General features: G+C 69.6%; 22 protein-coding genes, 1 tRNA gene and 2 pseudogenes. 15 read left to right on the plus strand and 10 right to left on the minus strand.

From position 1 onward, the window contains the following. The 5 genes and pseudogenes from AB0I54_RS00005 to AB0I54_RS00025 all read right to left on the minus strand — a co-directional run. Positions 1 to 149: pseudogene (locus AB0I54_RS00005) on the minus strand (2-oxoacid:ferredoxin oxidoreductase subunit beta); the annotation flags it as partial. Then, positions 142 to 2,070, minus strand: a complete 1,929-nt coding sequence (locus tag AB0I54_RS00010) for a 2-oxoacid:acceptor oxidoreductase subunit alpha (protein ID WP_363293577.1) — start codon at positions 2,068 to 2,070, stop codon at positions 142 to 144. The pseudogene AB0I54_RS00005 and the gene AB0I54_RS00010, both read right to left, overlap by 8 nt. 238 nt (positions 2,071 to 2,308) lie before the next feature. Then, a complete protein-coding gene (locus AB0I54_RS00015; protein ID WP_363294333.1) occupies positions 2,309 to 2,968 on the minus strand; it encodes a response regulator transcription factor in 660 nt (219 codons plus the stop codon). A 249-nt stretch (positions 2,969 to 3,217) separates the two neighbouring features. Next, a complete protein-coding gene (locus AB0I54_RS00020; protein WP_363293578.1) occupies positions 3,218 to 4,567 on the minus strand; it encodes a sensor domain-containing protein in 1,350 nt (449 codons plus the stop codon). Between the two features lie 111 nt (positions 4,568 to 4,678). After that, a complete protein-coding gene (locus AB0I54_RS00025; protein ID WP_363293579.1) occupies positions 4,679 to 5,881 on the minus strand; it encodes a sensor domain-containing protein in 1,203 nt (400 codons plus the stop codon). 200 nt (positions 5,882 to 6,081) lie between these two features. Between AB0I54_RS00025 and AB0I54_RS00030 the strand changes: the two genes are divergently transcribed. From AB0I54_RS00030 to AB0I54_RS00085, 12 genes and pseudogenes are all read left to right on the plus strand, one after another. After that, positions 6,082 to 6,486 carry an NADH-quinone oxidoreductase subunit A gene (locus tag AB0I54_RS00030; protein WP_363293580.1) on the plus strand — a complete coding sequence of 135 codons (405 nt, stop codon included), beginning with the start codon at positions 6,082 to 6,084 and terminating at the stop codon, positions 6,484 to 6,486. Further along, a complete protein-coding gene (locus AB0I54_RS00035) occupies positions 6,477 to 7,115 on the plus strand; it encodes an NADH-quinone oxidoreductase subunit B family protein (RefSeq protein WP_363293581.1) in 639 nt (212 codons plus the stop codon). Before AB0I54_RS00030 ends, AB0I54_RS00035 begins: the two co-directional genes overlap by 10 nt. Then, positions 7,112 to 8,434, plus strand: coding sequence for an NADH-quinone oxidoreductase subunit C (locus AB0I54_RS00040; protein ID WP_363293582.1), 1,323 nt, complete (start codon positions 7,112 to 7,114; stop codon positions 8,432 to 8,434). The genes AB0I54_RS00035 and AB0I54_RS00040 overlap by 4 nt, the downstream gene beginning before the upstream one ends. Further along, complete coding sequence (locus tag AB0I54_RS00045) at positions 8,431 to 9,399, plus strand: complex I subunit 1 family protein (protein WP_363293583.1); 969 nt, start codon at positions 8,431 to 8,433, stop codon at positions 9,397 to 9,399. The genes AB0I54_RS00040 and AB0I54_RS00045 overlap by 4 nt, the downstream gene beginning before the upstream one ends. After that, positions 9,399 to 9,950 carry an NADH-quinone oxidoreductase subunit I gene (locus AB0I54_RS00050; protein ID WP_363293584.1) on the plus strand — a complete coding sequence of 184 codons (552 nt, stop codon included), beginning with the start codon at positions 9,399 to 9,401 and terminating at the stop codon, positions 9,948 to 9,950. The genes AB0I54_RS00045 and AB0I54_RS00050 overlap by 1 nt, the downstream gene beginning before the upstream one ends. After that, entirely contained in the window at positions 9,947 to 10,558 is a 612-nt protein-coding gene (locus AB0I54_RS00055) for an NADH-quinone oxidoreductase subunit J (protein WP_363293585.1), read from the plus strand. The genes AB0I54_RS00050 and AB0I54_RS00055 overlap by 4 nt, the downstream gene beginning before the upstream one ends. Beyond that, the gene (gene nuoK / locus AB0I54_RS00060; protein ID WP_363293586.1) at positions 10,558 to 10,938 is read left to right on the plus strand and encodes an NADH-quinone oxidoreductase subunit NuoK; all 381 of its coding nucleotides are present in this window, start codon (positions 10,558 to 10,560) and stop codon (positions 10,936 to 10,938) included. Before AB0I54_RS00055 ends, nuoK begins: the two co-directional genes overlap by 1 nt. Beyond that, positions 10,935 to 12,929 (plus strand): NADH-quinone oxidoreductase subunit L, encoded by a 1,995-nt coding sequence (locus tag AB0I54_RS00065; RefSeq protein ID WP_363293587.1) that lies wholly within the window; start codon positions 10,935 to 10,937, stop codon positions 12,927 to 12,929. Before nuoK ends, AB0I54_RS00065 begins: the two co-directional genes overlap by 4 nt. 6 nt (positions 12,930 to 12,935) lie before the next feature. Then, entirely contained in the window at positions 12,936 to 14,510 is a 1,575-nt protein-coding gene (locus tag AB0I54_RS00070) for an NADH-quinone oxidoreductase subunit M (RefSeq protein ID WP_363293588.1), read from the plus strand. Beyond that, positions 14,507 to 16,030, plus strand: coding sequence for an NADH-quinone oxidoreductase subunit N (locus AB0I54_RS00075; RefSeq protein ID WP_363293589.1), 1,524 nt, complete (start codon positions 14,507 to 14,509; stop codon positions 16,028 to 16,030). The genes AB0I54_RS00070 and AB0I54_RS00075 overlap by 4 nt, the downstream gene beginning before the upstream one ends. A 242-nt stretch (positions 16,031 to 16,272) precedes the next feature. Next, on the plus strand, positions 16,273 to 17,136 hold the full coding sequence (htpX, locus tag AB0I54_RS00080; RefSeq protein WP_363293590.1) for a zinc metalloprotease HtpX: 864 nt from the start codon (positions 16,273 to 16,275) through the stop codon (positions 17,134 to 17,136). 11 nt (positions 17,137 to 17,147) lie between these two features. Next, a pseudogene (locus AB0I54_RS00085) lies at positions 17,148 to 17,333 on the plus strand (YccF domain-containing protein); the annotation flags it as partial. Positions 17,334 to 17,452: 119 nt separating this feature from the next. Here AB0I54_RS00085 and AB0I54_RS00090 read toward each other — a convergent pair. Next, entirely contained in the window at positions 17,453 to 18,703 is a 1,251-nt protein-coding gene (locus tag AB0I54_RS00090) for an APC family permease (RefSeq protein WP_363293591.1), read from the minus strand. Positions 18,704 to 18,908: 205 nt separating this feature from the next. Here AB0I54_RS00090 and AB0I54_RS00095 point away from each other — a divergent pair, with 205 nt between their 5' ends. Beyond that, positions 18,909 to 19,175, plus strand: a complete 267-nt coding sequence (locus AB0I54_RS00095) for a GlsB/YeaQ/YmgE family stress response membrane protein (RefSeq protein WP_363293592.1) — start codon at positions 18,909 to 18,911, stop codon at positions 19,173 to 19,175. An 82-nt stretch (positions 19,176 to 19,257) separates the two neighbouring features. Here AB0I54_RS00095 and AB0I54_RS00100 read toward each other — a convergent pair whose 3' ends face one another. Then, positions 19,258 to 19,746 (minus strand): YajQ family cyclic di-GMP-binding protein, encoded by a 489-nt coding sequence (locus AB0I54_RS00100; protein WP_263211521.1) that lies wholly within the window; start codon positions 19,744 to 19,746, stop codon positions 19,258 to 19,260. 225 nt (positions 19,747 to 19,971) lie between these two features. On the opposite strand from AB0I54_RS00100, the gene AB0I54_RS00105 reads away from it, so the two are divergent. Together AB0I54_RS00105 and AB0I54_RS00110 are read left to right on the plus strand one after the other, a co-directional pair. Further along, positions 19,972 to 20,053 (plus strand) — tRNA-Tyr (locus AB0I54_RS00105). Positions 20,054 to 20,337: 284 nt separating this feature from the next. Next, positions 20,338 to 22,665: an AAA family ATPase gene (locus AB0I54_RS00110; protein ID WP_363293593.1), complete on the plus strand. Its 2,328-nt coding sequence runs from the start codon at positions 20,338 to 20,340 to the stop codon at positions 22,663 to 22,665. 133 nt (positions 22,666 to 22,798) lie between these two features. Here the strand turns inward: AB0I54_RS00110 and AB0I54_RS00115 are convergent, their stop codons facing one another. The 3 genes from AB0I54_RS00115 to AB0I54_RS00125 are packed head-to-tail and all read right to left on the minus strand — an operon-like array spanning position 22,799 to position 24,575. Further along, positions 22,799 to 24,184: a tyrosine-type recombinase/integrase gene (locus AB0I54_RS00115; protein ID WP_363293594.1), complete on the minus strand. Its 1,386-nt coding sequence runs from the start codon at positions 24,182 to 24,184 to the stop codon at positions 22,799 to 22,801. Beyond that, complete coding sequence (locus AB0I54_RS00120; protein WP_363293595.1) at positions 24,184 to 24,375, minus strand: helix-turn-helix domain-containing protein; 192 nt, start codon at positions 24,373 to 24,375, stop codon at positions 24,184 to 24,186. Before AB0I54_RS00120 ends, AB0I54_RS00115 begins: the two co-directional genes overlap by 1 nt. A 5-nt stretch (positions 24,376 to 24,380) precedes the next feature. Then, positions 24,381 to 24,575 (minus strand): hypothetical protein, encoded by a 195-nt coding sequence (locus AB0I54_RS00125; protein ID WP_363293596.1) that lies wholly within the window; start codon positions 24,573 to 24,575, stop codon positions 24,381 to 24,383.

Genomic DNA, 24,575 nt, shown 5'->3' on the forward strand with positions numbered 1-24,575 from the left:
GCGGCCAGGATCGCGTAGTCACCGCAGCCGGGACACCAGCGCACCTCCTGGTCCGTCTTGAAGTCCTTCATGGACTGCCGGCCCTCGGCCTTCGGAACCAGCGAGAGCGCCTCGATCGTGCCCGCGCCTTCCGTGGACGTCTCAGCCATCGATGGCCTCCTTGAGCGCCTTGGCAAGCTGTTCGGCCTTGAACGGCATGCCGTTGACCTGGTTGTACGAGTGGGCGTCCACCAGGTACTTCGCCCGGACGAGCAGGGCGAGCTGCCCGAGGTTCATCTCGGGGATCACCACCTTGTCGTAACGCCTCAGCACGGCTGCGAGATTCCCCGGGAACGGGTTGAGGTGGCGCAGGTGGGCCTGCGCGATGGACTCACCGGCCGTCCGCAGCCGCCGCACGGCGGCGGTGATGGGCCCGTAGGTCGAGCCCCACCCCAGCACCAGGGTCTTGGCCTCGTGCGGGTCGTCGACCTCGACGTCCGGGACGTCGATACCGTCGATCTTGGCCTGGCGGGTACGGACCATGAAGTCGTGGTTGGCCGGGTCGTAGGAGATGTTGCCCGTGCCGTCCTGCTTCTCGATCCCGCCGATCCGGTGCTCAAGCCCCGGCGTACCCGGCACCGCCCACGGCCGGGCCAGCGTCTGCGGGTCACGCTGGTAGGGCCAGAACACCTCGCTGCCGTCCTCCAGCGTGTGGTTGGGGCCCCGGGCGAACTGCACACTCAGATCCGGCAGCTCCTCCAGCTCCGGGATCCGCCACGGCTCCGAGCCGTTGGCCAGATAGCCGTCGGACAGCAGCATCACCGGCGTGCGATACGCCAGCGCGATCCGGGCCGCCTCCAACGCCGCGTCGAAGCAGTCCGCGGGCGTCCTCGGCGCGATCACCGGCACCGGCGCCTCGCCGTTGCGGCCGTACATCGCCTGCAGCAGGTCCGCCTGCTCCGTCTTCGTCGGCAGACCCGTCGACGGGCCCCCACGCTGGATGTCGATCACCAGCAGCGGCAGCTCCAGGGAGACCGCGAGCCCGATCGTCTCCGACTTCAGCGCCACACCCGGCCCCGAGGTGGTCGTCACGGCCAGGGAGCCGCCGAACGCCGCGCCCAGCGCCGCACCGATCCCGGCGATCTCGTCCTCCGCCTGGAACGTGCGCACCCCGAAGTTCTTGTGCCGCGACAGCTCGTGCAGGATGTCCGAGGCCGGCGTGATCGGATACGAACCCAGGAACAACGGCAGATCCGCCTGCCGGGACGCCGCCACCAGACCGTAGGCCAGCGCCAGGTTCCCGGAGATGTTCCGGTACAGGCCCGGCCTAAACGCCGACGCCGCCGGCGCCACCTCGAAGGAGACCGCGAAGTCCTCCGTCGTCTCCCCGAAGTTCCAGCCCGCCCGAAACGCCGCAATGTTCGCCTCGGCGATCTGCGGCTTCTTCGCGAACTTCGCCCGCAGGAACTTCTCCGTACCCTCCGTCGGCCGGTGATACATCCACGACAGCAGACCCAGCGCGAACATGTTCTTGCTGCGCTCGGCCTCCTTGCGCGACAGCGCGAACTCCTTGAGCGCCTCCACCGTCAGCGTCGTCAACGGCACCGGATGCAGGCTGTAACCGTCCAGCGAACCGTCCTCCAGCGGACTGGCCGCATACCCGACCTTCTGCATCGCCCGCTTGGTGAACTCGTCCGTGTTCACGATGATCTCCGCACCCCGCGGCAGATCCCCGATGTTCGCCTTCAACGCCGCCGGGTTCATCGCGACCAGCACGTTCGGCGCGTCCCCCGGGGTCAGGATGTCATGGTCGGCGAAGTGCAGCTGGAACGACGAGACCCCCGGCAGCGTGCCGGCCGGGGCACGGATCTCCGCGGGGAAGTTGGGCAGAGTGGAGAGGTCATTGCCGAAGGACGCCGTCTCGGACGTGAACCGGTCACCGGTGAGCTGCATACCGTCACCCGAGTCCCCCGCGAACCGGATGATCACCCGATCGAGGCGTTGTACATCCTTCACGCCACGCGGTTTCCGCTGCTCTCCTACGACGGCTCCGTCGGCCTGTTCCGCTGTCCTGCTGACCTGGCTGGTCACTGAACTGGACCTCCTTCGAGGCGGCTGTCCGGGCTTGGTCGTCCCATGGACCTTCCCAGGATCAACCCTACGTCGGTTAGGGTCGCCTTCCCTCGGCCGTTCGCATGATGGACGGCACATTGAGACGACTCGTCGCCCTGACTTGTCATGATTTCTCGCCCCCCGGGGCTTTCTATGGAGACGCTCCCGTGCGTTGGTCGGTTCTCGTGCGGGTGTGCGCTGACACAGTGTCAGGTCCTCATGAGTTCAGATAGGTGAGAACGGCCAGAACACGCCGGTGGTCCCCGTCGCTGGGCGACAGCCCCAGCTTCAGGAAGATGTTGCTGACGTGCTTCTCCACGGCTCCGTCGCTGACCACCAGCTGCTTGGCGATCGCCGAGTTCGTCCGTCCCTCGGCCATCAGCCCCAGCACCTCCCGCTCCCGCGGGGTGAGCCCGGCGAGCACGTCCTGCTTGCGGCTGCGCCCGAGCAGCTGCGCGACGACCTCGGGGTCCAGGGCCGTACCGCCCTGTGCGACCCGGACGACCGCGTCCACGAACTCCCGCACCTCGGCGACCCGGTCCTTGAGCAGATAGCCGACGCCACGGCTGGAACCGGCCAGCAGTTCGGTGGCGTAGCGCTCCTCCACGTACTGTGACAGCACCAGCACACCGAGTCCGGGATGCGCCTTGCGCAGCCGCACCGCGGCCCTTACCCCCTCGTCGGTGTGCGTCGGCGGCATCCGTACGTCCGCGACGACGACGTCCGGCAACGCGCCCTGCGCGTGCAGGTCGGCGATGGTCTTGATCAGCGCCTCGGCGTCCCCGACACCGGCGACGACATCGTGCCCCCGGTCGGTCAGCAACCGGGTCAGGCCCTCCCTGAGCAGCACTGAGTCCTCGGCGATGACCACCCGCACCCTGTCCTCCACGATCTTCCGGCCCCCACAACCCGTCTTCGTTCCGTGCTCCCCTGACGAAAGTCCAGCATTCCAGCATTCGGACCTCATCGCGCCCGGGCTGCGGGATTGGGCGCGGGGCATGTCGGGTTCCGCTCCCCGGACGGCTTGTTGTCGGGTGGTCGGGGCGTGCCACGGCAGCCGGGGAGGGCACGGCGGCCGGGGAGGGGCACGGTGGGGCCCGGCGGTGGGCCCGCCGAGCCGAAGGCGTCAGCGGCGCCAGGGCAGCTCCGCCGTGATCCGGGTGGGCCCGCCGGCCGGGGAGTCCACGACCAGGATTCCGTCCACGGCGTCCAGCCGCTCGGCCAGCCCCGCCAGCCCCGAGCCCGCTGAGACATCGGCGCCCCCCATCCCGTCGTCCGCGACCTGCAGCATCAGCCGGTCCTCGGACCGCCACACGTCGACCGTGGCCAGGCGGGCCCGGGAGTGCTTGCTGATGTTCTGCAGCAGCTCGGAGACGGTGAAGTAGGCGATCCCCTCGATGGCCGGCGCCGGCCGCTCCTCAAGGTCCACGTCGACCTGCACCGGCACCGTGCACCGGGAGGCGACCGCGGACAGCGCCGCGTCCAGCCCCCGGTCGGTCAGCACCGCCGGATGGATGCCGCGGGCCAGGTCGCGCAGCTCCTGGAGCGCCGTCTTCACCTCGCCGTGGGCCTCCTCGACCATCCGCGCCGCCGCCTTCGGGTCCTCCGTCAGCTTCTCCTTCGCCAGCCCCAGGTCCATGGCCAGCGCCACCAGCCGCGCCTGTGCCCCGTCGTGCAGGTCCCGCTCGATGCGCCGCAGATCGGCGGCCGCCGTGTCCACCACGACCCCCCGGTCGGACTCCAGCTCCACCACCCGCGTCGCCAGCTGCGACGGTCCGAGCAGCCCCTGCACCAGCAGCCGGTCCACCAGCGTCAGCGCCCGCACGATCCACGGCGTGGCCAGTGTGAAGAGCAGGCCCACCAGCGCGGTGACGGTGATCTCGAAGGGGTTGTCGAGATAGATGCTGTGGGTCCCGTCGCCGTACAGCTGAAGGCCGCCCTGCCCGCCGTACATCGGGAACAGCCAGAACCACAGCGGGTACGTCAGCAGCGCCCAGCCGTACGCCCAGAAGTTCACCGCGACGACGAACGAGAACACCGCCCACGGGAAGTGCAGCAGCGCGTACAGCAGGTGCCGCCACGACGTGCCGCTCTTCAGGACCGCGCCCATCCAGGCCATCGCGCCGGGCTTGCGCATCCGCAGCGGCTCGGGGTCGGCCACCTGGAGACGGAGCAGCCCGCGGGCCCGCGCCCGCTCCAGCGCCCCGAAGCCGCGGCAGCCGGCCAGCGCCGCCGCCAGCACCGGGATCCCGAGGAACGTCACCAACAGGCCCGCCCCGAGCGACACCATCGTCACGGCGAACACGAAGAACACGATGCTGATCGGGAAGCTGAGCAGGACGTAGCCGAACTCCCGCCAGCTGCGTGCCTCGAACGGAGCCCGCAGGGCGGCGGGCAGGTGCCGCTCCCTCTCGTCCGCGTCCTGGAATCCGGGCCCGCTGTGGTGCCCGTACCCCTGTCCGTACTCCGTGGCCATCGGCGTCGTCCGTTCTCCTCGTCCGGCGGCTGTGTTGCCGTACCCCCACCCTGCTGCGCCGCAGGTCCACGGACCATGGAGGCCGTCGGCGTCTTGGCCGGGGGGTTTTCCCTACTGCCCGTGGGGGGCCTGGCTCCGGTCCCGCCAGGGCAGCTCGGCGATGACCGTGGTCGGGCCGCCGGGCGGTGAATCGACGACGAAGAGGCCGTCGACGGCGCCCAGCCGGTCCGCTAGACCGCGCATCCCGCTGCCGCCGTCCAGGCGCGCGCCCCCGCGGCCGTCGTCCCACACCTGGATCAGCAGCCGGTCCTCCGCCCGCCACACGTCGACCGAGGCGGACCGGGCCCCGCTGTGCTTGCTGATGTTCTGCAGCAGCTCGGAGACGGTGAAGTAGGCGATGCCCTCGATCGCGGCGGCCGGTCTCGACTCCAGGTCGGCGGTCACCTTCACGGGCACGGTGCAGCGGGAGGCGACCGAGGACAGGGCCGCGTCCAGGCCACGGTCGGTCAGTACGGCGGGGTGGATGCCGCGGGCCAGGTCGCGCAGCTCCTGGAGCGCCAGCTTCACCTCGCCGTGCGCCTCCGCGACCATCGCCGCGGCCGAATCGGGGTCCTCCAGGAGCTTCTCCTTGGCCAGGCCCAGCCCCATGGCCAGGTTGACCAGGCGGGCCTGCGCCCCGTCGTGCAGATCGCGCTCGATGCGCCGCAGGTCGGCGGCCGCGGTGTCGACCACGACCCCGCGATCGGACTCCAGTTCGGCGATACGGCGTTCAAGCTCGTCGGAGGGCGAGAGCAGCCCGCGCACCATCACCCGGTCCACGTTCGACAGCCCCCGCACGATGTACGGCAGCACCGGCCACAGCACGAACAGGCCGGTCAGCACCGTGACGAAGGTGACGATGCCCCACGGCAGCCGGATGAGGTCGTACAGCAGCGTCCGCCAGCCCACCGGGTCCTTCAGCGCCAGCCACAGCCGCGGCAGCAGCCCGCCGCTCTTGCCGAGCGGCAGCGGACTCGGCTCCTCCACCCGCACTCCGAGCAGCCCGCGGGCCCGCGCCCGCTCCAGCTTCCCCAGCTGCCGCGCGCCCAGCAGCGCGCCCGCGAGCAGCGGGAAGCCGACCACGGTGACCGTCAGCATGCCGCTCACGAACAGCGCGGTGACCGCGTAGATGAACCCGAGCAACGTCATCGGGAGGTTCACCAGGAGATGCGCGATCTCCTTCCAGGTGTGCGGGTCATAGGCGAAACGGACCGGTGGCAGCTGTTCGTCGCCGTCGGCCCGCGCGACGCCGGCGGAGGGGGTGGGAGCGGTCATACCGGTTAGCGTGCCGTGCGTCGCGCGATGGCGCCATGAAGTTCGCCGCAGGGGTCTCCTGGGGAAAACCCCACCCTGGCGTCTCACGCCGTGACAGGCTGCTTACGGTCTCTTTATCAGGGCCTAGACTCCCGTGCGTACAGATCGTTCGAATCAAGAGTTCACCGAAGTCACCAGGTCAGGGAGCGAGGGGACGGACGTTGCGGGAGACGTTGGGGGGCTCGACCACCGTCGCGGCGGGGTACTTCCAGTCCTATTCGGTCGTGGGACTGCTTGCTCTTGTGGGCGTGCTCTTCGTCGGAGTCGCCTTCGGCGCGGGACGCCTGCTGCGGCCGGTGGTCCCCACACCAGAAAAACTTCTGACATACGAGTGCGGCGTGGATCCTGTAGGTGAGGGCTGGGCACACACCCAGGTCCGCTACTACGTGTACGCCTTCCTGTACGTGATCTTCGCGGTCGACTCGATCTTCCTGTTCCCCTGGGCGACGATCTTCGCCGCCCCCGGCTACGGCGCGACCACGCTCGTGGAGATGTTCATCTTCCTCGGCTTCCTTGCCGTGGGCCTGCTGTACGCATACAAGAAGGGAGTCCTGGCATGGACGTGACCAACACGACGCCGGATGCGACTCCTTCGCTCCCCGAGCCGGTGCTGCTTCCTGAACCGAAGCGGCTGGGCGCGCTCGCCCGCCTGGCTCCCGAGCCCATGAAGGTGGTCCTGAACTGGGGCCGCCGCTACTCGCTCTGGGTCTTCAACTTCGGCCTCGCCTGCTGCGCGATCGAGTTCATCGCCGCGTCGATGGCCCGCCACGACTTCATCCGCCTCGGCGTGATCCCCTTCGCGCCGGGACCGCGCCAGGCCGACCTGATGGTCGTCTCCGGCACGGTCACGGACAAGATGGCCCCCGCGGTGAAGCGCCTCTACGAGCAGATGCCCGAACCGAAGTACGTGATCTCCTTCGGCGCCTGCTCCAACTGCGGCGGCCCCTACTGGGACTCCTACTCGGTCACCAAGGGCGTCGACCAGATCATCCCGGTGGACGTCTACGTCCCCGGCTGCCCCCCGCGCCCCGAGGCGCTGCTCCAGGGCATCCTCAAGCTGCAGGAGAAGATCGCCAGGGAGTCCCTGGAGGAGCGGTACGGCGCCACTGGTGCCCCGCGCCCTTCGGCGGCCGCGCTGCAGAGCCCCCTGGTGAAGGCGCCCGTTGCCGAGGTTGCCGAGGGGGACACGAGATGACCACCGTCGGCTGGCTGCCCGCCCCCGTCGAAGACCTCTTCGGCGCGGAGGCCACGGCCGAGGAGTCGTACGAGGTCCTGACGGTGGACGTCCCGCCGTCCTCCTGGCTCACCGCCCTGGAGACGGCCCGTACGACCCTGTCCTGCACCTACTTCGACTGGCTGAACGCGGTCGACGAACCGGGCACGGGCTTCCGCGTCTCGGCGCACGTCGTCGCCCTGTTCCCGGTCCGCCGGCTGCTGCTGCGCACGACGGTCCCGCACGAGACCCCGGTCCTCGCCTCCGCCGTCGGCGTCTACGCGGGCGCGCGCTGGCACGAACGCGAGACGCACGAGATGTTCGGCGTCGACTTCGAGGGCCACCCCGGCCTCGATCACCTCCTCCTCCCGGAGACCTTCGAGGGCCACCCCCTCCGCAAGGACTTCGTCCTCGCGTCACGCGTCGCCAAGGCCTGGCCCGGTGCGAAGGAACCGGGCGAGTCCGACCACGGCGGCCCCAAGCGCCGCCAGATGCTGCCGCCGGGCGTCCCCGACCCCAACGAGTGGGGCCCCCTGAAGGGCCAGCTCCCCCCTGCCCCGGCCCGCCCGGCCCGCGCCACCGCGGGCGAGCGCCCCGCCCGCGCGGCGGGGGAGCGGCCGGTACGACGTGCCCGCACGGCGGCACAGGGCTCGGCCAGCCAGACCCCGACACCGGAGACGGCGGCCGCCGAGACCGCCGCGGCGACCCCGGCACCGGTCGCCGAGACCGCCACCCCGACCGGTCCCGCACGCCGGGCCCGCAGCGCGAGCGAGGGTTCCGCGTCCCAGAGGGACCAGGAGCCGACTTCGGCACAGCAGCAGCCCGCGGCGACTGCGCAGACCGAGCCAACCGGTCCGGCTGGTCCGACCGAGCAGCCGGAGTCGACGGGGACGGCGTCGGCAGAACCATCGACACCGGGTGCCCCCACCCGGCCGTCCACGCGCCCCACCGCCGCCCGCAGCGCGGACGCTCCCTGGCACCACGCCCGCCCGGCTTTCGACGGGGCGGAGCCGGAGCCAGAGGCGGCGACGGAACCCAAGGCGACGACGGACCGTGAGCCGGAGGCCACGCCTACGTCCACGCCTACGTCCACGCCCATGAGCACGTCACCGGAGCCCGCCGAGGCGCCGGCGGCCGAGCCGCCCGCACCCGAAGGCCGGCCCGCCGAGGCTCCCGCGCAAGAAGAGTCGTCCTCTCCGGTCCCCGAGCCGGAGGAGCCGACCCCCGAGGAGCAGGCCCCCGCGGCCGGCCCCACCCCTGAAGAGCAGAACCGTGACGATCGCACCGGAGGCCCGCAGTGAACGACGCGCTCGACGTCACCCTGCGACTTCTGGCCGTCTTCGTCGTCTTCCTCACCTTCCCGCTGATCGTCGGCCAGACCGAGCACAAGGTGATGGCCCACATGCAGGGCCGCCTCGGCCCGATGTACGCCGGTGGCTTCCACGGCTGGGCCCAGCTCATCGCCGACGGCGTGAAGTTCGCGCAGAAGGAGGACGTCGTCCCGGCCGGCGCGGACCGACGTATCTTCCAGCTCGCCCCGGCCGTGGCGCTCCTGCCGTATCTGCTCGTCCTGCTCGCCATCCCGATCGGCCCCGGCGAGGGCGCGGTCGGCCAGGTCCTCGACGCGGGCGTGTTCTTCGTGCTCGCGGTGATGGCCATCGGCGTCCTCGGCTCGCTGATGGCGGGCTGGGCCAGCGCCAACAAGTTCTCCCTCCTCGGCGGCCTGCGCACCGCCGCCCAGCTCCTCGCCTACGAACTCCCGATGCTCCTCGCCGCCGCCTCGGTGGCGATGGCGGCCGGCACGGTCTCCCTCCCCGGCATCGTCAGCGCCTTCCACTGGTGGTGGCTGCCCTGGCAGATCACCGGCGCGATGGTGTTCTTCGTGGCCGGCCTCGCGGAGCTGCAGCGGCCGCCGTTCGACATGCCCGTCGCCGACTCGGAGATCATCTTCGGCGCGTACACCGAGTACACCGGTCTCCGCTTCGCCCTGTTCCTCCTCGCCGAGTACGCGGGCATCATCGTCCTGTGCGGCCTGACCACCGTCCTCTTCCTGGGCGGCTGGCACGGCCCCTGGGGCGCCGAAGGCCTCGGCTGGCTCTGGACCCTGCTGAAGACCGCGATCCTCGCCTTCGTCGTCATCTGGCTCCGCGTCACCTACCCCCGCCTGCGCGAGGACCAGCTCCAGAAGCTCTCCTGGACCCTCCTCGTCCCCCTCTCCCTCGCCCAGATCGCCCTCACCGGCATCGTCAAGGTGGTGATCTCCTGATGTCCCCCTTCCCAGGCTCCGGTCTCGCCAAGGGCCTGGCCGTCACCCTCCGCACGATGACGAAGAAGACGGTCACCGAGCAGTACCCGGACGCCCAGCCCGAACTGCCGCCCCGCACCCGCGGCGTCATCGGCCTGTTCGAGGAGAACTGCACGGTCTGCATGCTGTGCGCCCGTGAGTGCCCCGACTGGTGCATCTACATCGACTCCCACAAGGAGACGGTCCCGGCGGCGGCCCCCGGCGGCCGCGAGCGCAGCCGCAACGTCCTCGACCGCTTCGCCATCGACTTCTCCCTGTGCATGTACTGCGGTATCTGCATCGAGGTCTGTCCTTTCGACGCCCTGTTCTGGTCCCCCGAGTTCGAGTACGCCGAGACCGACATCCGCGAACTCACCCACGAGCGCGACAAGCTCCGCGAGTGGATGTGGACCGTCCCGGCCCCGCCCGCCCTCGACTCCGCCGCGGAGGAACCGAAGGAACTCTCCGCCGCCCGCAAGAGCGCGGCGAAGCTCGCGGCCGCTCAGGCCGAGCCCAAGGAGGGGGACGCGTGAGCCTCGCCGCCGCACCCCACGGCTTCCTCTCCCCGAACGGTGTCGAGATCGCCTTCCTCCTCGTCGGCCTGGTCACCCTCGGCGCCGCCCTGGTCACCGTCACCACCCGGCAACTGGTGCACGCCGCCCTGTGGCTCGTCGTCGCCCTCGGCGGCCTGGCCGTCGAGTACCTCCTGCTCACCGCCGAGTTCATCGCCTGGGTGCAGGTCCTCATCTACGTCGGTTCCATCGTCGTCCTCCTCCTGTTCGGCCTGATGCTCACCAAGGCCCCCATCGGCCGCTCCCCGGACGCCGACTCCGGCAACCGCTGGGCCGCCCTCACCGTGGCCGGCGCCGCCGCGGCCGCCCTGGTCTGGGTGGTCGTCGACGCCTTCCGCACGACCTGGATCGACCTGTCCGGCGCCGCCGCCGGCTCGACCAAGGTCACCGGCCAGAGCCTCTTCCAGAACTGGGTTCTCCCCTTCGAAGCGCTCTCCGTCCTCCTCCTCGCCGCGCTGGTCGGCGCGATCGTCCTGTCCCGCAAGGCGAAGGCGGACGCGGCCACCCCGGCCGACGGACAGGTCCCCGGCAGCCGCAGCGGCCAGGCAGACAAGGAAGGTGTCCGCTGATGCACCTCGCCTATCCCGCCGTGCTCTCAGCCCTCCTCTTCTGCACCGGCCTGTACGGCGTCCTCGCCCGCCGCAACGCGATCCTGGTCCTGATGTCCGTCGAGCTGATGCTCAACGCCGTCAACCTCAACCTGGTCGCCTTCGACGTGTGGCTCAGCAAGGCCGCCCGGGAGACCCTGCACTCCGGCCAGGCGCTGACCCTGTTCACCATCGCCATCGCCGCCGCCGAGATCGGCATCGGCCTGGCGATCGTCCTCGCCGTCTACCGCAACCGCGGCACCTCCGACATCGACCGCCTCCGCGACACCGCCGAGGGCCCCGAGGCCGACGGCCCCGACAGCGACGCCCTCGCGGCCGAGAAGGCAGAGGCCACCGCGTGACCACGACCACCCTCGCCGTCCTCGTCCCCCTCCTGCCGTTCCTGGGCGCCGTCGCCGGCCTGCTGCTGGGCCGCACCGCCCCCGGATTCGTCCGCCCGCTCGCCGTCCTGCCGACCTTCGCCGCACTGGTGCTGGCCGTGTTGGTGGCCGTGCGCCAGGGCGGCGGCGCGGCCGTCACCGCCCACACCGAGCTCACGCCGACCGGCTCCATCCCGATCGAACTGGCCCTGTACATCGACGGCTTCGCCGCCCTCGTCGCCATCCTCGTCGGCGTCGTCGCCACCTGTGTGCAGATCTACTCGACCGGCTACCTGCGGGACGACCCGCGCTACCCCTCCTACGCCGCCCTCGTCTCCCTGTTCACCTCCGCGATGTTCCTGGTCGTCTACTCCGGCGACCTGATCGTGCTGCTGGTCGGCTGGGAAGTCATGGGCATCTGCTCCTACTTCCTGGTCGGCCACTACTGGGAGACCCCGGAGGCCCGCGCCGCCTCCATCAAGGCCTTCCTGGTCACCAAGCTCGGTGACGTCCCCTTCCTGATCGGCCTGTTCGCGCTGGCCACCGACGCCGGTTCGTTCCAGATCACCAAGGTCCTCGGGACCGTCGCGAGCGGCGGACTCGACCACCCGACCCTGATCGCCCTGCTGCTCCTGTCGGGCGTCGCGGGCAAGTCGGCGCAGTTCCCGCTGCACACCTGGCTCCCCGACGCGATGGCCGGTCCGACCCCCGTCTCCGCGCTGATCCACGCCGCGACGATGGTCGCCGCCGGTGTCTACTTCGTCGCCCGTCTCCTCCCGGTCTTCCAGGCCTCCGCGGCCGCGATGGTCGTACTCGCCGTCATGGCCGCCGTCACCATGGCCGGCTCGGGCCTGGCCGCACTCGCCCAGGACGACATCAAACGGGTCCTGGCCTACTCGACCATCGGCCAACTCGGCTACATGACCGGCGCCCTGGCCGTCGGCGACCGCGGTGCCGCCGTCTTCCACCTCCTGTCCCACGGCGCCTTCAAGGCGCTGCTGTTCCTCGCGGCCGGCGTGATCATCCACGCCGCCGGCACCAACTCGCTGGCCGCCATGCACCGCATGGGTCATCTGCGCGACCGCGTCCCCGACGCCTTCTGGACGATGACCGTGGCGCTCCTCGCGCTCGCCGCCATCCCGCCGTTCAGCGGCTTCTTCTCCAAGGAGTCCGTCCTCGGCGCCGCCGAGCACGTCGCCACCGGCCACACCGAGCACGCTCCCGGCAGCGCCGGCTGGATCGTCCTCGTCGCCGGTCTGATCACGGCCCTGCTCACCGCCGCCTACGCGACCCGCCTGTGGCTGCTCGCCTTCCGCGGACGGGGGGCCGAGGCCCCGGACCACGGGAAGCAGCCCCTGACGATGACCCTCGTGCTGTGGGTCCTCGCCGTCCCGTCGATCGCCATGGGCGGGCTCGCCTACCGCGTGCTGCCCGACTGGTTCGACGGCCGCGAACTGAACCCGACCCTGCTCACCACGATCCTCGGCACGGGCCTCGCCCTGGTCGGCGTACTCGTCACCTACGGCGCCTGGCAGCGGACCGGCGCACTCGCTGCCCGGGTCCCGTTGGGCGCCGTCGCCGCCCATCCCGAGGGCGACGCCGGGCTCGTCGAGGCGGAGGCCATCGCCAGCCACAAGCCCGCCTACGGCGACGTGGCCTACGCACCCGACCCGGCGGATCCCGGACGGCTGCTGCTCGGCCCGCTGTACCGGCACGCGGCCGTCGGCTTCCACCTGGACACCGTGTACGCGGCGCTGTTCGTCCGCCCGGTCCGGGCCGGAGCGAGCCTCGTCCAGTTCCTCGACCGCGAGGTCGTCGAGACCTACGTACGCGGCGCGGCCGAACTACCCCGCCTGCTCGGGGCCGCCGTACGGCGCGCCCAGACCGGCAATGTGCAGACCTATGTGAGCGCGCTGCTCGCCGGCACCGTCGTCCTGGCGGTCGCCGTCCTCCTCGTCGCCACGGGAGCGTGAGCAGCCGTGATCGATATCAACGAGTCCGTGATGCAGTTCCTTCTGGCATTCGTCGTCGTCGGCCCGCTCCTCGGCGCCGTCGCCGCTCTGCTGCCCGCCCCGCCCGGACTGAAGGGGAAGTCGCCCGAGCAGGCCGTGCTCCGGCACGGAGTGACCGTCACCGGCGCGATCCTCGTCGCCGCGATCGCCCTCGCGCTCGGCTTCGACCACGACCAGCCGTCGAAGATGCAGGCCACGACCGACATCAGCTGGATCCCCGCACTCGACGTGCGGATCCACCTCGGCATCGACGGCATTTCCCTCCCCCTTCTGGTCCTGACCGCGCTGCTGACCTTCCTGTGCGCGCTGTACTCCTACTTCAAGATGCCTGCGGGGCCGACCCCGAAGGCCTTCGTCGCCCTGCTGCTCGTCCTCGAGTCCGGCACGCTCGCGACCTTCGCCGTCCTCGATCTGCTGCTGTTCTTCCTCGCGTTCGAGATGGTGCTCATCCCGATGTACTTCCTCATCGCCCGCTGGGGCGGCGAGGGCCGCACCCGGGCCGCCTGGAAGTTCATCCTCTTCACACTGCTCGGGTCGGTCGTCATGCTGCTCGGCCTGCTCCTGATCGGGATCAAGGCGGGCACGTTCGACATGGTGGCACTCGCCACTGACAACGGCCGGTCACTGACCACATCCGTGCAGGTCATCGCCGTTTTGACGATCGGGATCGGGCTCGCGGTCAAGACCCCGATGTGGCCGCTGCACAGCTGGCTGCCGGACGCCCACACCGCCGCGCCGACCGTCGGCTCGGTCCTGCTGGCCGGCGTGCTGCTGAAGATGGGCACGTACGGGTTCGTACGCATCCTGCTGCCGGTCGCGCCGGACGGTTTCCGCACCTTCGCGCCCTACCTCGCCGCCTTCGCCGTCGTCGGGATCATCTACGGGTCCCTGGCCTGCCTGGCCCTCGCCAAACAGGGCGCGAAGGGCGATCTCAAGCGGCTCATCGCCTACTCCTCCGTCGGCCACATGGGCTTCGTCCTGCTCGGCATCGCGACCATGACCCCGACCGGCGTGAACGGCGCGCTGTTCGCCAACATCGCGCACGGCCTCATCACCGGCCTCCTCTTCTTCGTGGTCGGCGCGCTCAAGGACCGCACGGGCACGACCGACCTCGACGCCCTGGCCGAAGAGACGGGCGCCGCGCTGTACGGCAAGGCCCCGCGCCTGGGCGGTCTGCTGGCCTTCGCCGCGGTCGCCTCGCTCGGCCTGCCGGGCCTGGCCGGATTCTGGGGCGAAATGCTGGCCATGTTCGGCGCGTTCAACCCCGCGGCCGACCTCAGCCGGCCCGCGTTCCTCACGTTCATGTCCATCGCCGTGTTCGGCACGCTGCTGACCGCCGCGTACATGCTGATCGTGGTCCGCCGCGTCTGCATGGGCGCCGTACCGCAGGACATGCCGAAGCTCGCTGACGTACACACGTACGAGTTCGCGGCCTGGACCCCGCTCGTCGCCCTCACCGTCGTCGCCGGACTGTGGCCGAAGGTCCTCCTCGGCCTGACCGATCCGGCCGTGCAGCAGCTCCTCGCAGGAGGCACCCGATGAGCGCCCTGGCCCAGCCGCTGGCAGCGTCGGCGGTCCAGTCCGTCGACTGGCTCGCGATCGCACCGCCCACCGCCGCGGCGGTCGTCGGACTCGCCGTCCTCGTCGCCGACCTGTTCGTACCCGACGCCAGGAAGGCCGTCCTCGGCTGGGTCTCCGTCGCGGGACTCGCCGTCTCGGCGCTCCTGCTGCTGCCCCTCCTGGACGGCGACCGCAGCACGTTCTGCCTCACCGGCGACCCGCGCGCGTGCAGTTACACGGCCGACCGGTTCACCCTCGTCATCCAGTTCCTCGTCCTCGGCGGCGCCCTCCTCGCCGCCCTGCTGTCGGTCACCGCGCTGAAGGACGCCCGCAGGAACATCCCCGAAGGCGAGTTCTGGTTCCTGCTGCTGTCCTCGGCGGCCGGCGCAGCCCTGCTGCCCGCCTCCCGCGACCTCGCCACGCTCATCGTGGCCCTGGAAGTCGCCTCCCTGCCCGCGTTCGCCCTCGTCGGCATCCGGCACGGCGACCGCAAGTCCTCCGAAGCGGCCCTGAAGTTCTTCCTGTCCTCGGTCACCGCCACCGCGGTCAGCCTGATGGGCATCAGCTTCGTGTACGCCTCCACGGGCACCCTCTACCTGACCCGGATCGCCGACCGCATCCAGCACGTCGACGGGCAGCTCCACACGCTCGCCCAGACCGGGGTCGTCCTCACCCTCGTCGGCTTCGCCTTCAAGACGGCCGCTGTCCCCTTCCACTTCTGGGTGCCCGACACCTACGTGGGAGCCCCGCTCCCCGTCGCCGCATACCTTTCGGTCGTCGGCAAGGCGGTCGGCTTCTCCGGCCTGATCCTCGTCACCGTCGTCGCCCTCCCGTCGTACGGCGACGTATGGGGACCGGCACTCGCCCTGCTCGCCGCCCTCACCATGACCGTCGGCAACGTCGGCGCCCTGCGCCAGCAGGCCACGCGCGCGTACAGCGCCGTACGGCTGCTCGCCTGGTCCTCCGTCGGCCAGGCCGGCTACCTCCTGGTACCGATCGCCGCCGCCGCGTACGTCAAGGACGGCCAGAAGGCGATCGGCTCCACCGTCGCCTACGCCCTCATGTACGGCGCGGTGAACCTCGGCGCCTTCGCGGTGGCCGCCCTGGTGGGCCGTACGAAGCACCTCAACCGCATCTCGGACTACCGGGGCCTCTACGCGTCGAACCCCCTCGCCGCGCTGACCCTGGCGTTCTTCCTGCTGTGTCTCGCCGGACTGCCGCCGGGCATCATCGGCCTGTTCGCCAAGGTCACCGTCTTCTCGGCGGCCGTCGACGCGGGCCTGGGCTGGCTGGCCGTCGTCATGGCCGTCAACGTGGTGATCGCGCTCTTCTACTACCTCCAGTGGACGGCCCTGCTGTTCCGCGCCCCCGAGGGCGAGCCCGCGAGGTATCGCGTCCCCGCCCCGCTCACGGCCGCGATCACCGTCGCCGCCGTCCTCGGCGTCGTCCTGTCCGGAGCCCCCCAACTGGTCCTGCGCTTCGCGGCCACCGGCCTGTTCTGAGCCCTCCTCACGCGCGCGTGGGCAGGCCCCGCGTCCCACGCGCGCGTGCCGGCCACGGCCGCCGTCACCCGGACGGCCCATGCGCGGCAACGCACGCACAAGGGAACTAGTGGCCGCCGCCTGGCGTTGACCAGTGCGGGAGGGTCCACTGGACGTGACACCACGGCACCAGTGGCTTCGGACACCAGCAAGCAGCTCAGCAAACAAAGGGTTCCCCTGCTGCACCACTTGGAGGGCGTACCGTGCACCGCCGGCACAACGGGCTCAGGACGGCAGTACTCCTCGGGGGACTGTCCGCACTCATCATCGTCATCGGCAGCTTCTTCGGCCGCACTGGCCTGATCGTCGCCGTCCTGGTCGCGCTCGGCACCAACGCGTACGCGTACTGGAACAGCGACAAGCTGGCGCTGCGTGCGATGCGCGCCCGCCCGGTGAGCGAGTTCGAGGCCCCGGCCCTGTACCGCATCGTCCGAGACCTCTCCAACCAGGCTCGGCAGCCCATGCCCCGCCTGTACATCTCCCCGACGGAGGCGCCGAACGCCTTCGCGACGGGCCGCAACCCGCGCAACGCCGCCGTGTGCTGCACCGACGGCATCCTGCGCATCCTGGACGAGCGCGAGCTGCGCGGCGTCATCGGCCACGAGCTCAGCCATGTCTACAACCGCGACATCCTCATCTCGTCCGTCGCGGGCGCCCTCGCCTCGGTCATCATGTTCCTGGTCAACTTCGCCTGGCTCATCCCGATCGGCCGCTCGGACGACGACGACGGCCCCGGCCTGCTCGGGCTGCTGCTGATCATGATCCTGGGCCCGCTCGCGGCCTCCCTCATCCAGCTGGCCATCAGCCGCTCCAGGGAGTACGAGGCGGACGCCTCGGGCGCCCAACTCACCGGCGACCCGCTCGCCCTCGCGGGCGCCCTGCGCAAGCTGGACGCCGGCACCAAGCAGCTTCCGCTGCCCCCCGAGCCCCGGATCGAGACCGCGAGCCACATGATGATCGCGAACCCCTTCCGCCCGGGCCAGGGACTGACCAAGATGTTCTCGACGCACCCGCCGATGGCGGACCGGATCGCTCGGCTAGAGAAGATGGCAGGTCGCAACCAGTGAAGACCATCCTGAACGTCATTTGGCTCGTCCTGAGCGGGTTCTGGCTGTTCCTGGGGTATCTGCTCGCGGGCGTGCTGCTGTGCATCACGATCATCGGGATCCCGTTCGGCATCGCCAACTTCAAGCTGATCCCCGTATCGCTGCTCCCGCTGGGCCGCGAGATCGTGCCGACGGACCAGCCGTTCGCGACGCGCTGACCGCGCGCGGGGGACCGGGGACCTGAGGGGGCGTGCCGGGAGGCCGCCTTCGTACCCCTCCTGCCCTTCCTGTCGGGCTCGGGTCCTGCCCGTCCTGTCGGGCTAGGGTCTTGCCCTCCCTATCGGGCTCGGGCCGCCACCCACCGCCGGACGCCGAAGGCCCCCGCCCCCACGGCCAGTACGGCTGCCCCGGCCATCACCGAGGCGGCCGGCAGCGCGAACGCCAGGGTCACGCACCCCAGCAGGCCCAGAGCCGGCAGCGCGCGCGACAGGGGAGCCGGGCTCAGCGTCCAGGCAGCGGCGTTGGCCACCGCGTAGTAGGCCAGCACGCCGAACGACGAGAAGCCGATGGCGCCGCGGACGTCCACGGTCGCGGCCAGCACGGCGACGACCGCGCCCACGGCCAACTCGGCTCGGTACGGCACCTGGAAGCGCGGATGCACCGCGGCCAGGGCCCCGGGCAGATGACGGTCGCGGGCCATGGCCAGCGTCGTCCGGGACACGCCCAGGATCAGCGCGAGCAGCGATCCCAGCGCCGCCACCGCGGCTCCCACCCGCACCACGGGCACCAGCCCCGAGGCCCCGGCCGCCCGCACCGCGTCGGCCAGCGGCGCGCTCGCGTGCCCGAGACCGTCGGCGCCCAGCACGGAGAGGACGGCGACGGCGACGCACGCGTACACCGCGAGCGTGATGCCCAGGGCCAGCGGGATCGCGCGGGGAATGGTGCGTGCCGGATCCCGTACCTCCTCGCCGAGGGTCGCGATCCGCGCGTACCCGGCGAACGCGAAGAACAGCAGCCCCGCCGCCTGGAGGACCCCGCCCACGCCCGTCGGGACCCCCACGTCCAGCCGCCCCGCGTCGGACTGCCCGGAGGCGAGGCACACCACCACGACGGCGGCGAGGACCGCCAGCACCACGGCCACGATCACCCGGGTGAGCCAGGCGGACTTCTGGATGCCGCCGTAGTTCACCACGGTCAGCGCCACCACCGCCGCGACGGCCACCGCATGCGCCTGCCCCGGCCAGACGTACGTGCCCACGGTGAGCGCCATGGCGGCGCAGGAGGCCGTCTTCCCGACGACGAAGGCCCAGCCCGCGAGGTACCCCCAGAAGTCCCCGAGCCGCTCCCGCCCGTACACGTACGTGCCGCCCGACGCCGGATACCGGGCGGCCAGCCGCGCCGAGGACATGGCGTTGCAGTAGGCCACCACGGCCGCGAGCGCCAGCCCCACGAGCAGCCCCGATCCGGCCGCGCGGGCCGCGGGCCCGAGGGCGGAGAAGACGCCCGCCCCGATCATCGAGCCGAGCCCGACGACCACGGCGTCACGCACCCCGAGGGTGCGTCGCAGAGAGGATGCGGAGCCGGCCATGCGCCGCACCTTACTGACCGCTGCAACCGCCCGGTGTACCGGCGGCGTCCTCGCCATCGACAAGGCACGAACACGCGCGCGACGGACACCCCGGACCACCGCACGCCACGGGCCGCGCGGCACGGACTGCGCGGCACAGTCGGCCCGGACGCAGATCACAGGGCCGGGAAAGTGCGGACACAGCGCGAGAGGGCAGGTTCACGGTATGAGCATCATCGGTTGGATCATCCTGGGACTGTTGGCCGGAGCCATCGCGAAATTCCTGCTGCCGGGCCGTGATCCCGGCGGCTTCATCGGCACGACGCTCATCGGCGTCGCGGGCGCGTTCATCGGGGGCTGGATTTCGGCCCGCTGGCTGGACCACCCGATCACCAAGAACTTCTACGACGGTGCCACCTGGGCCGCCGCGATCGGCGGCTCACTGGTCCTGCTGATCCTGTACCGCATCCTGTTCGGCAACTCGCGCGACTGAGCGCACCTCTGGGACCGCAGCCGGCAGCGAGAAGGGTGGGCACCGTCCGGTGCCCACCCTTCCTCGTGCTCGCCGCCGGGGACTACCGGTAGTTCACGAACTGCAGTGCGAAGTCGAAGTCCTGGCCCTTCAGGAGGGCGATCACGGCCTGCAGGTCGTCGCGGCTCTTGGAGCTGACCCGCAGTTCCTCGCCCTGGACCTGGGCCTTCACACCCTTGGGGCCCTCATCGCGGATGATCTTCGCCACCTTCTTCGCGTTCTCCTGGGAGATGCCCTCCTGGATCGACGCGAAGATCTTGTACTCCTTGCCGGAGAGCTGGGGCTCGCCCGCGTCCAGCGCCTTCAGCGAGATGCCCCGCTTGATCAGCTTGGACTGGAAGACGTCGAGGATCGCCTTGACCCGCTCCTCGGAGTTCGCCTGCATCAGGATCTTCTCGCCGGACCAGGCGATCGAGGCGCCCACACCCTTGAAGTCGTAGCGCTGCGAGACCTCCTTGGCGGCCTGGTTGAGGGCGTTGTCGACCTCCTGCCGCTCGACCTTCGAGACGATGTCGAAACTGGAGTCGGCCATGTCCTGTGGCTCCTTGTATCCGGGTGCGTATCGGGTGCGTGTCGGCGTGCGTGGGGGTGGCCGCCGAGCCCGGCACAGGGCCGGTCCGCATCCGCACCAGCCTAGCCACCCCGCGCCCCGAGAGTGCCGATCAATCGAGTGGCGAAGCACCCCTGTGCATCGGGTATTGTTTACGTCGTTGCCAGGGAGCACCGCTGAAAAGCGGTGCGACGGGCAGCAAACCCCGGCGGTGTGCCCGAGCGGCCAAAGGGAGCAGACTGTAAATCTGCCGGCTCAGCCTTCCCAGGTTCGAATCCTGGCGCCGCCACACTGGGGATGACCCCCTCCGATCTGCGGAAACGCGGAGTGGAGGGGGTTTCTTCGTGTTCGGGGGCGATCTTTCGAGTGGAATCGAAACGAGGTGACTTGTCTCCTGCTGTGCCGCATAGATCCCGTTGCCGATCAGGGTTTCCGGGCCATGTGCGGGCCATGTCCGCGCTCACTGCTATCTGGGGCCCCTTGGCCAACGTGTGTTGGCTAGGCCGCGCTCATGCGATGGGGACATGCGCAGCAACCACACGGGCTGCGCCTGATCCGCTACCGTGAGCCAGCGTGGAGGCATCCTTCCAACGTCGCGAACTCGCTGATCTCTTGCATCGCCTCAACACTCCGGACTCCAAGGGCGTGTTCGTCCTGGGCGGACCGGCTATCGGCAAGACCGTGCTACTTCAGCAGCTCGAAGCTGAACTGCGGCAGCAGGGCCAAGCGGCGTTTCTCTTCAGCCTGCTTCGCCTCGATGTGAATGATCTTGCGGTGGAAATCGTGAGCCAGATCACGCGGGCGGCGGGAGGTTCAGAGGCTGAGCGGACGATTCGCGCGTCGGGGGGCGGCTCGCTCCAGCGGACCGTGGCAGTGCTGAATCGGGTCGCCGAGCGGCTACAAGATCCTGTGCTGCTGCTCGACGGCCTCGACGAGTCGCGCTATCCACGGCGGATGGCCGCCGCTATCGAGGAGCTGAGCCACGCCCTGGACGGCTGGAGGCTCGTTGTGGCCTCGCGTTCCGTCCCTGGCGTCGAGGTCCGCCGGTTCGACCAGTTCGATGTGTTTACGCTCGGGCCCCTTGCCGACGCGGACATGATGGCCATGCTGTGGGATACCGCTCCCGACATAGCGGTGGACGTCGCCGGCACTATCGTGCGCCTCGCGAACGGAAATCCGCTCATCGCCCGCTTCCTGATGGCCGCTCCAGTGGACCGCGAGGAACCTCTCAGCGCCCGTCTACAAGACTTGGTCGAATCGCTTGTCGATGATGCCCTCGGCGCTTCCCCGGATCAGTCTCTGCTCGGTCTGATTCTGGATGAGCTCGCGCTTACCGGGGGCCGAGATCGCGTTTCAACGCTGGCCGGGAAACTGCAAATGCCGGAAGAGCGGGTTTGGAGAGCGCTAGGACTGGGCTACCTCCCGATTCGCAGCCTACTCACCATTGATCAGCAAGCCGGGACTGTGGCGTTCGTTCATACCTCCATCCAAGAGTCCGTGCTGTTCCGGCGGGTCTTCTTGCGGCCATTTCGGCTGGCCGAGCTCAGGTTCGGGGCGGAGGAAGCGGAACGGGACGACCTGCTCGATGCAAGTTTCGTCGGGCGGCATAGCCTGGACCGGATCCTTGGTCAGCATCGCTCCATTGTTATTGGCGACCGCGGCTCGGGTAAGAGCGCCATCTTCCGCAAGCTCGCGGGAGAGCGATCCGTGGAGATCATCCCGGTCGCTGACACGGGCGACCTGCTGCACCGCATCGTCGACAAGGACGCCTGGCTGGACGCTGATGCGCTGCGCGCGGCGTGGCTGGTGGTCATCGCCGCTGTAGTGGCCTCGACGGTCCCGGACAAGGCGCCCAAGGCGGTGTACCGCAATGCCGTGGATCTGCGGGCCGCACTCGGACTGTCTACCAAGCCACCCGGCCGCATCCGGCGGGCGATGCGCGCTACCGCCCGGCTTTTGGGCGGTACGACGTTGAAGTTCGGTGTGGGGCCGGTCAACTTCGAGGCGACGCTTCCCACTGGCGCCCGGTCTGGCGGGTCGTTCCTCGATGTCGAATCGCTGCTGCAAGAGGTGGACGATCTACACAAGCAATTAGGGCGGCGCGTCGTCGTATTGCTTGACCGAATCGACGAGACCTTCAAGTACGACCGGGGTCGGCAGGAAGCCCTGGTCCAAGCGTTGCTGCAGGCCGAAGCCCGAGTATCACGGCTGGACAGCATCGAGTTGGTGGTGTTCCTGCGGACGGATCTGTTCGAGTTGTATGACATTCAGGAGAAAAACAAGCTGATCTCCCGGTCTCTAGCGCTCGACTGGTCGGAGGAGGACTGGCTGCGGGTTCTCATTCGCAGAGTGTTCGCCAACGAGCCGTTTGACCGGCTCGCCCGCCGACTGCGTGTCGCCGACGAAGAGATCGAGCTGCGAGCCGCGCTGGAGGTGTTGTTCCCGGCTGAGGTCGAGGGTCAGCCCGTCGACCGCTGGCTCGTCGACTCACTACGGAATGGCAATGGCGACATCTCGCCGCGCCTGGCCGTACTGCTGCTGCATTTGACACGGGAACTTTCGGCACGGCCCGACGACATGGTCACCGCCGTGCCGTTGTTCTCTGCCGATGCGGTGCAACGAGCCATGACCAAGCTGTCCGACCTGAGCTTTTCTGAGGTGGTAAACGACTTCAAGGTTGCGCCAACGTTCGTGTTGAACTGCCGGGCAGGCAAGCTCACCAACTTCACGCTGCCCGAAGTCGAGCAGTTGTTCGATGAAGTAGAGGGGAAGATCGGCGATCAGGTTCGCCTTTTGGAGCGCTTGGGTTTCCTTGAACGTGTGGTGGAGCAGCATGGCGCACAAACCAGGTCCACATTCCGGATCCCACGGCTCTATACGCGCTGCTGGGACTACGCCTGATCCCCGACAGGCTCTGGACGAGTGGCGTTCGGTAGGCGCGTAGTCATAGCTGCTTGCGCCACACACAACGTATGGCGAGGCTCGGGCGACGTGAGGAACGTCGACTGGGCGAGTGCCATGTCGTGGCGATGAGCTAGTCGCTCGTCTCCTCGCCCCATTCCTCCAGGGCAGCGTCGATCCGCCGGTTGGCTCGCTCTTGCGACTGCGCGAGCACCTTGGCATACACCCGGAAGAGCACTGCGAGGCTGTGGCCAGCGCGGCGGGCTACCTCTGCTGGATCCACGCCGGAGCTGAGCCAGAACGAGATGCCCGCGTGACGAAGATCATACGGACGCTGCGCGAGAGGTGAATTGGCTTCCTCGGTTGTCAGGGCGGAGGTGCGGGCCTTCGCCCACACCTCGCCGTAGCCGCTCTCCTGGACGAGGCCGTCTCGGTTAGTGCGGAAGAGTCGACCGTCAGCGGCCGTGCCGAATCGCTCGATGTGCCTGCGGAGCAGACGAACGCAAGCGGGAGGGATGGGCACTGGGCGCGAGTCTTCTGGGGCTCGCCACTTCAGGCTCCGCTTTTCGTGAGCGCTGCCATCATCAGTCCAGCTGCGGCCGGCGCGAACGGTCCCACCTCGAAGGATCAATGTTCCCCATCCCCTCTCTGGAAGTCGGCATTGCGACTTCTGCAGGTGGATGGCTTCGGCTGGGCGCAGGCCCGCGTAGTAGAGGCAGCCGAAGAACGCCTCCAAGCGCTGTCCGCGCTCGCTCTGGGCCTGTACAGCGGCGAGCAGGCGGCGGACTTGGCGTGGATTGGCGACGGCTTCCGGGTCGAGCTCTTCCGCCGTGCGGGGCGCGGTCCACTGCACCGACTGCAGCGGGTTTACGGAGGTCGTGAAGTACTTGGCTTCCGCAGCCATCCCCAGTACGTCGCTCAGGCAGGCCCGCTTGCGCAGTGCGGTCCGTGCGGCGGCCGGCTTCCCGTCCAGCTTCCTGCCCAAAGCGTCCAGGGCCTTGCGGAGGACCTGCGCGTCTTCGAGGTCGACGATCGGGACCGAGTTCCGTTCCAGCCAGCTGAGCGCCTTTCGCCAGTCCGGCGGCGGCTCTTGCTCCCATGCCGACTTGTTGTAAGCCCAGCTGTACAGAGCGCGACGGAGTACGCGTGGATCCGGGCATCCGATCTCGGACTTAACCAAGGCGGGGGTGATGGTCGCGAGCGCATCAGCGAAGTTTCGTCGTGACTTGCCCGGCGTGCCTTCCCAGCGCTTCTCGATGAAGTGGCGGGTGTGCTGGTACCAGGTCACGTTCCGCAGTTTGGCCCGGAGCTCCGATGCAGGCAGACCTGTCTCCTCGTCGAAGGGTTCGCCGCGGCGGGCCGCCTGCATCAACTCGGATCTGCGGCTTTCGGCGAGTCCCTTGGTCGTGAAGGACTCAGACTTCTCATGAGAGTTGACCTGCCACCGCATCTCGAACGGCTTTCGGCGTCCGGCGCGCTGGCGGATGGCCCAGAAGTGGACTTTGTAGCTGAAGGCCATCAGTAGGTGGTCTCCTCCTCGCAGTTCTGCAGCCAGGCTTCGAAGTCGGTGCGCCGAAACCTGAGCTGCCCGTTGGGGAGCTTCAGGCACTTGGGGGCCTTGCCGCGGGCGCGCATGCGGTAGAAGGCGGCGCGGGACATGTCGAGTTCGGCGAGGACATCGCTGAGCTTCAGATGCGGTTCGTTTCGCAAGGTGGTCAGGCCCCCGTGGCTATCTCGGACTTGGTGATCGTGCTGGTGGTGGGTGGGGTGACAGTGAGGTAGAGCCGTACGAGGCGGCTTGGCGGGCGATCGGGGTACGGCCGGCTGATGTCCAAGACCTCCAGGACGACGGCGAGATGGTTGGCGGTGGCTCGGACTTCGGCTTCCGTGCCGTGCAGGCGGATGCGCAT

It is taken from the genome of Streptomyces sp. NPDC050625 (assembly GCF_040654755.1).
Lineage (GTDB): Bacteria > Actinomycetota > Actinomycetes > Streptomycetales > Streptomycetaceae > Streptomyces.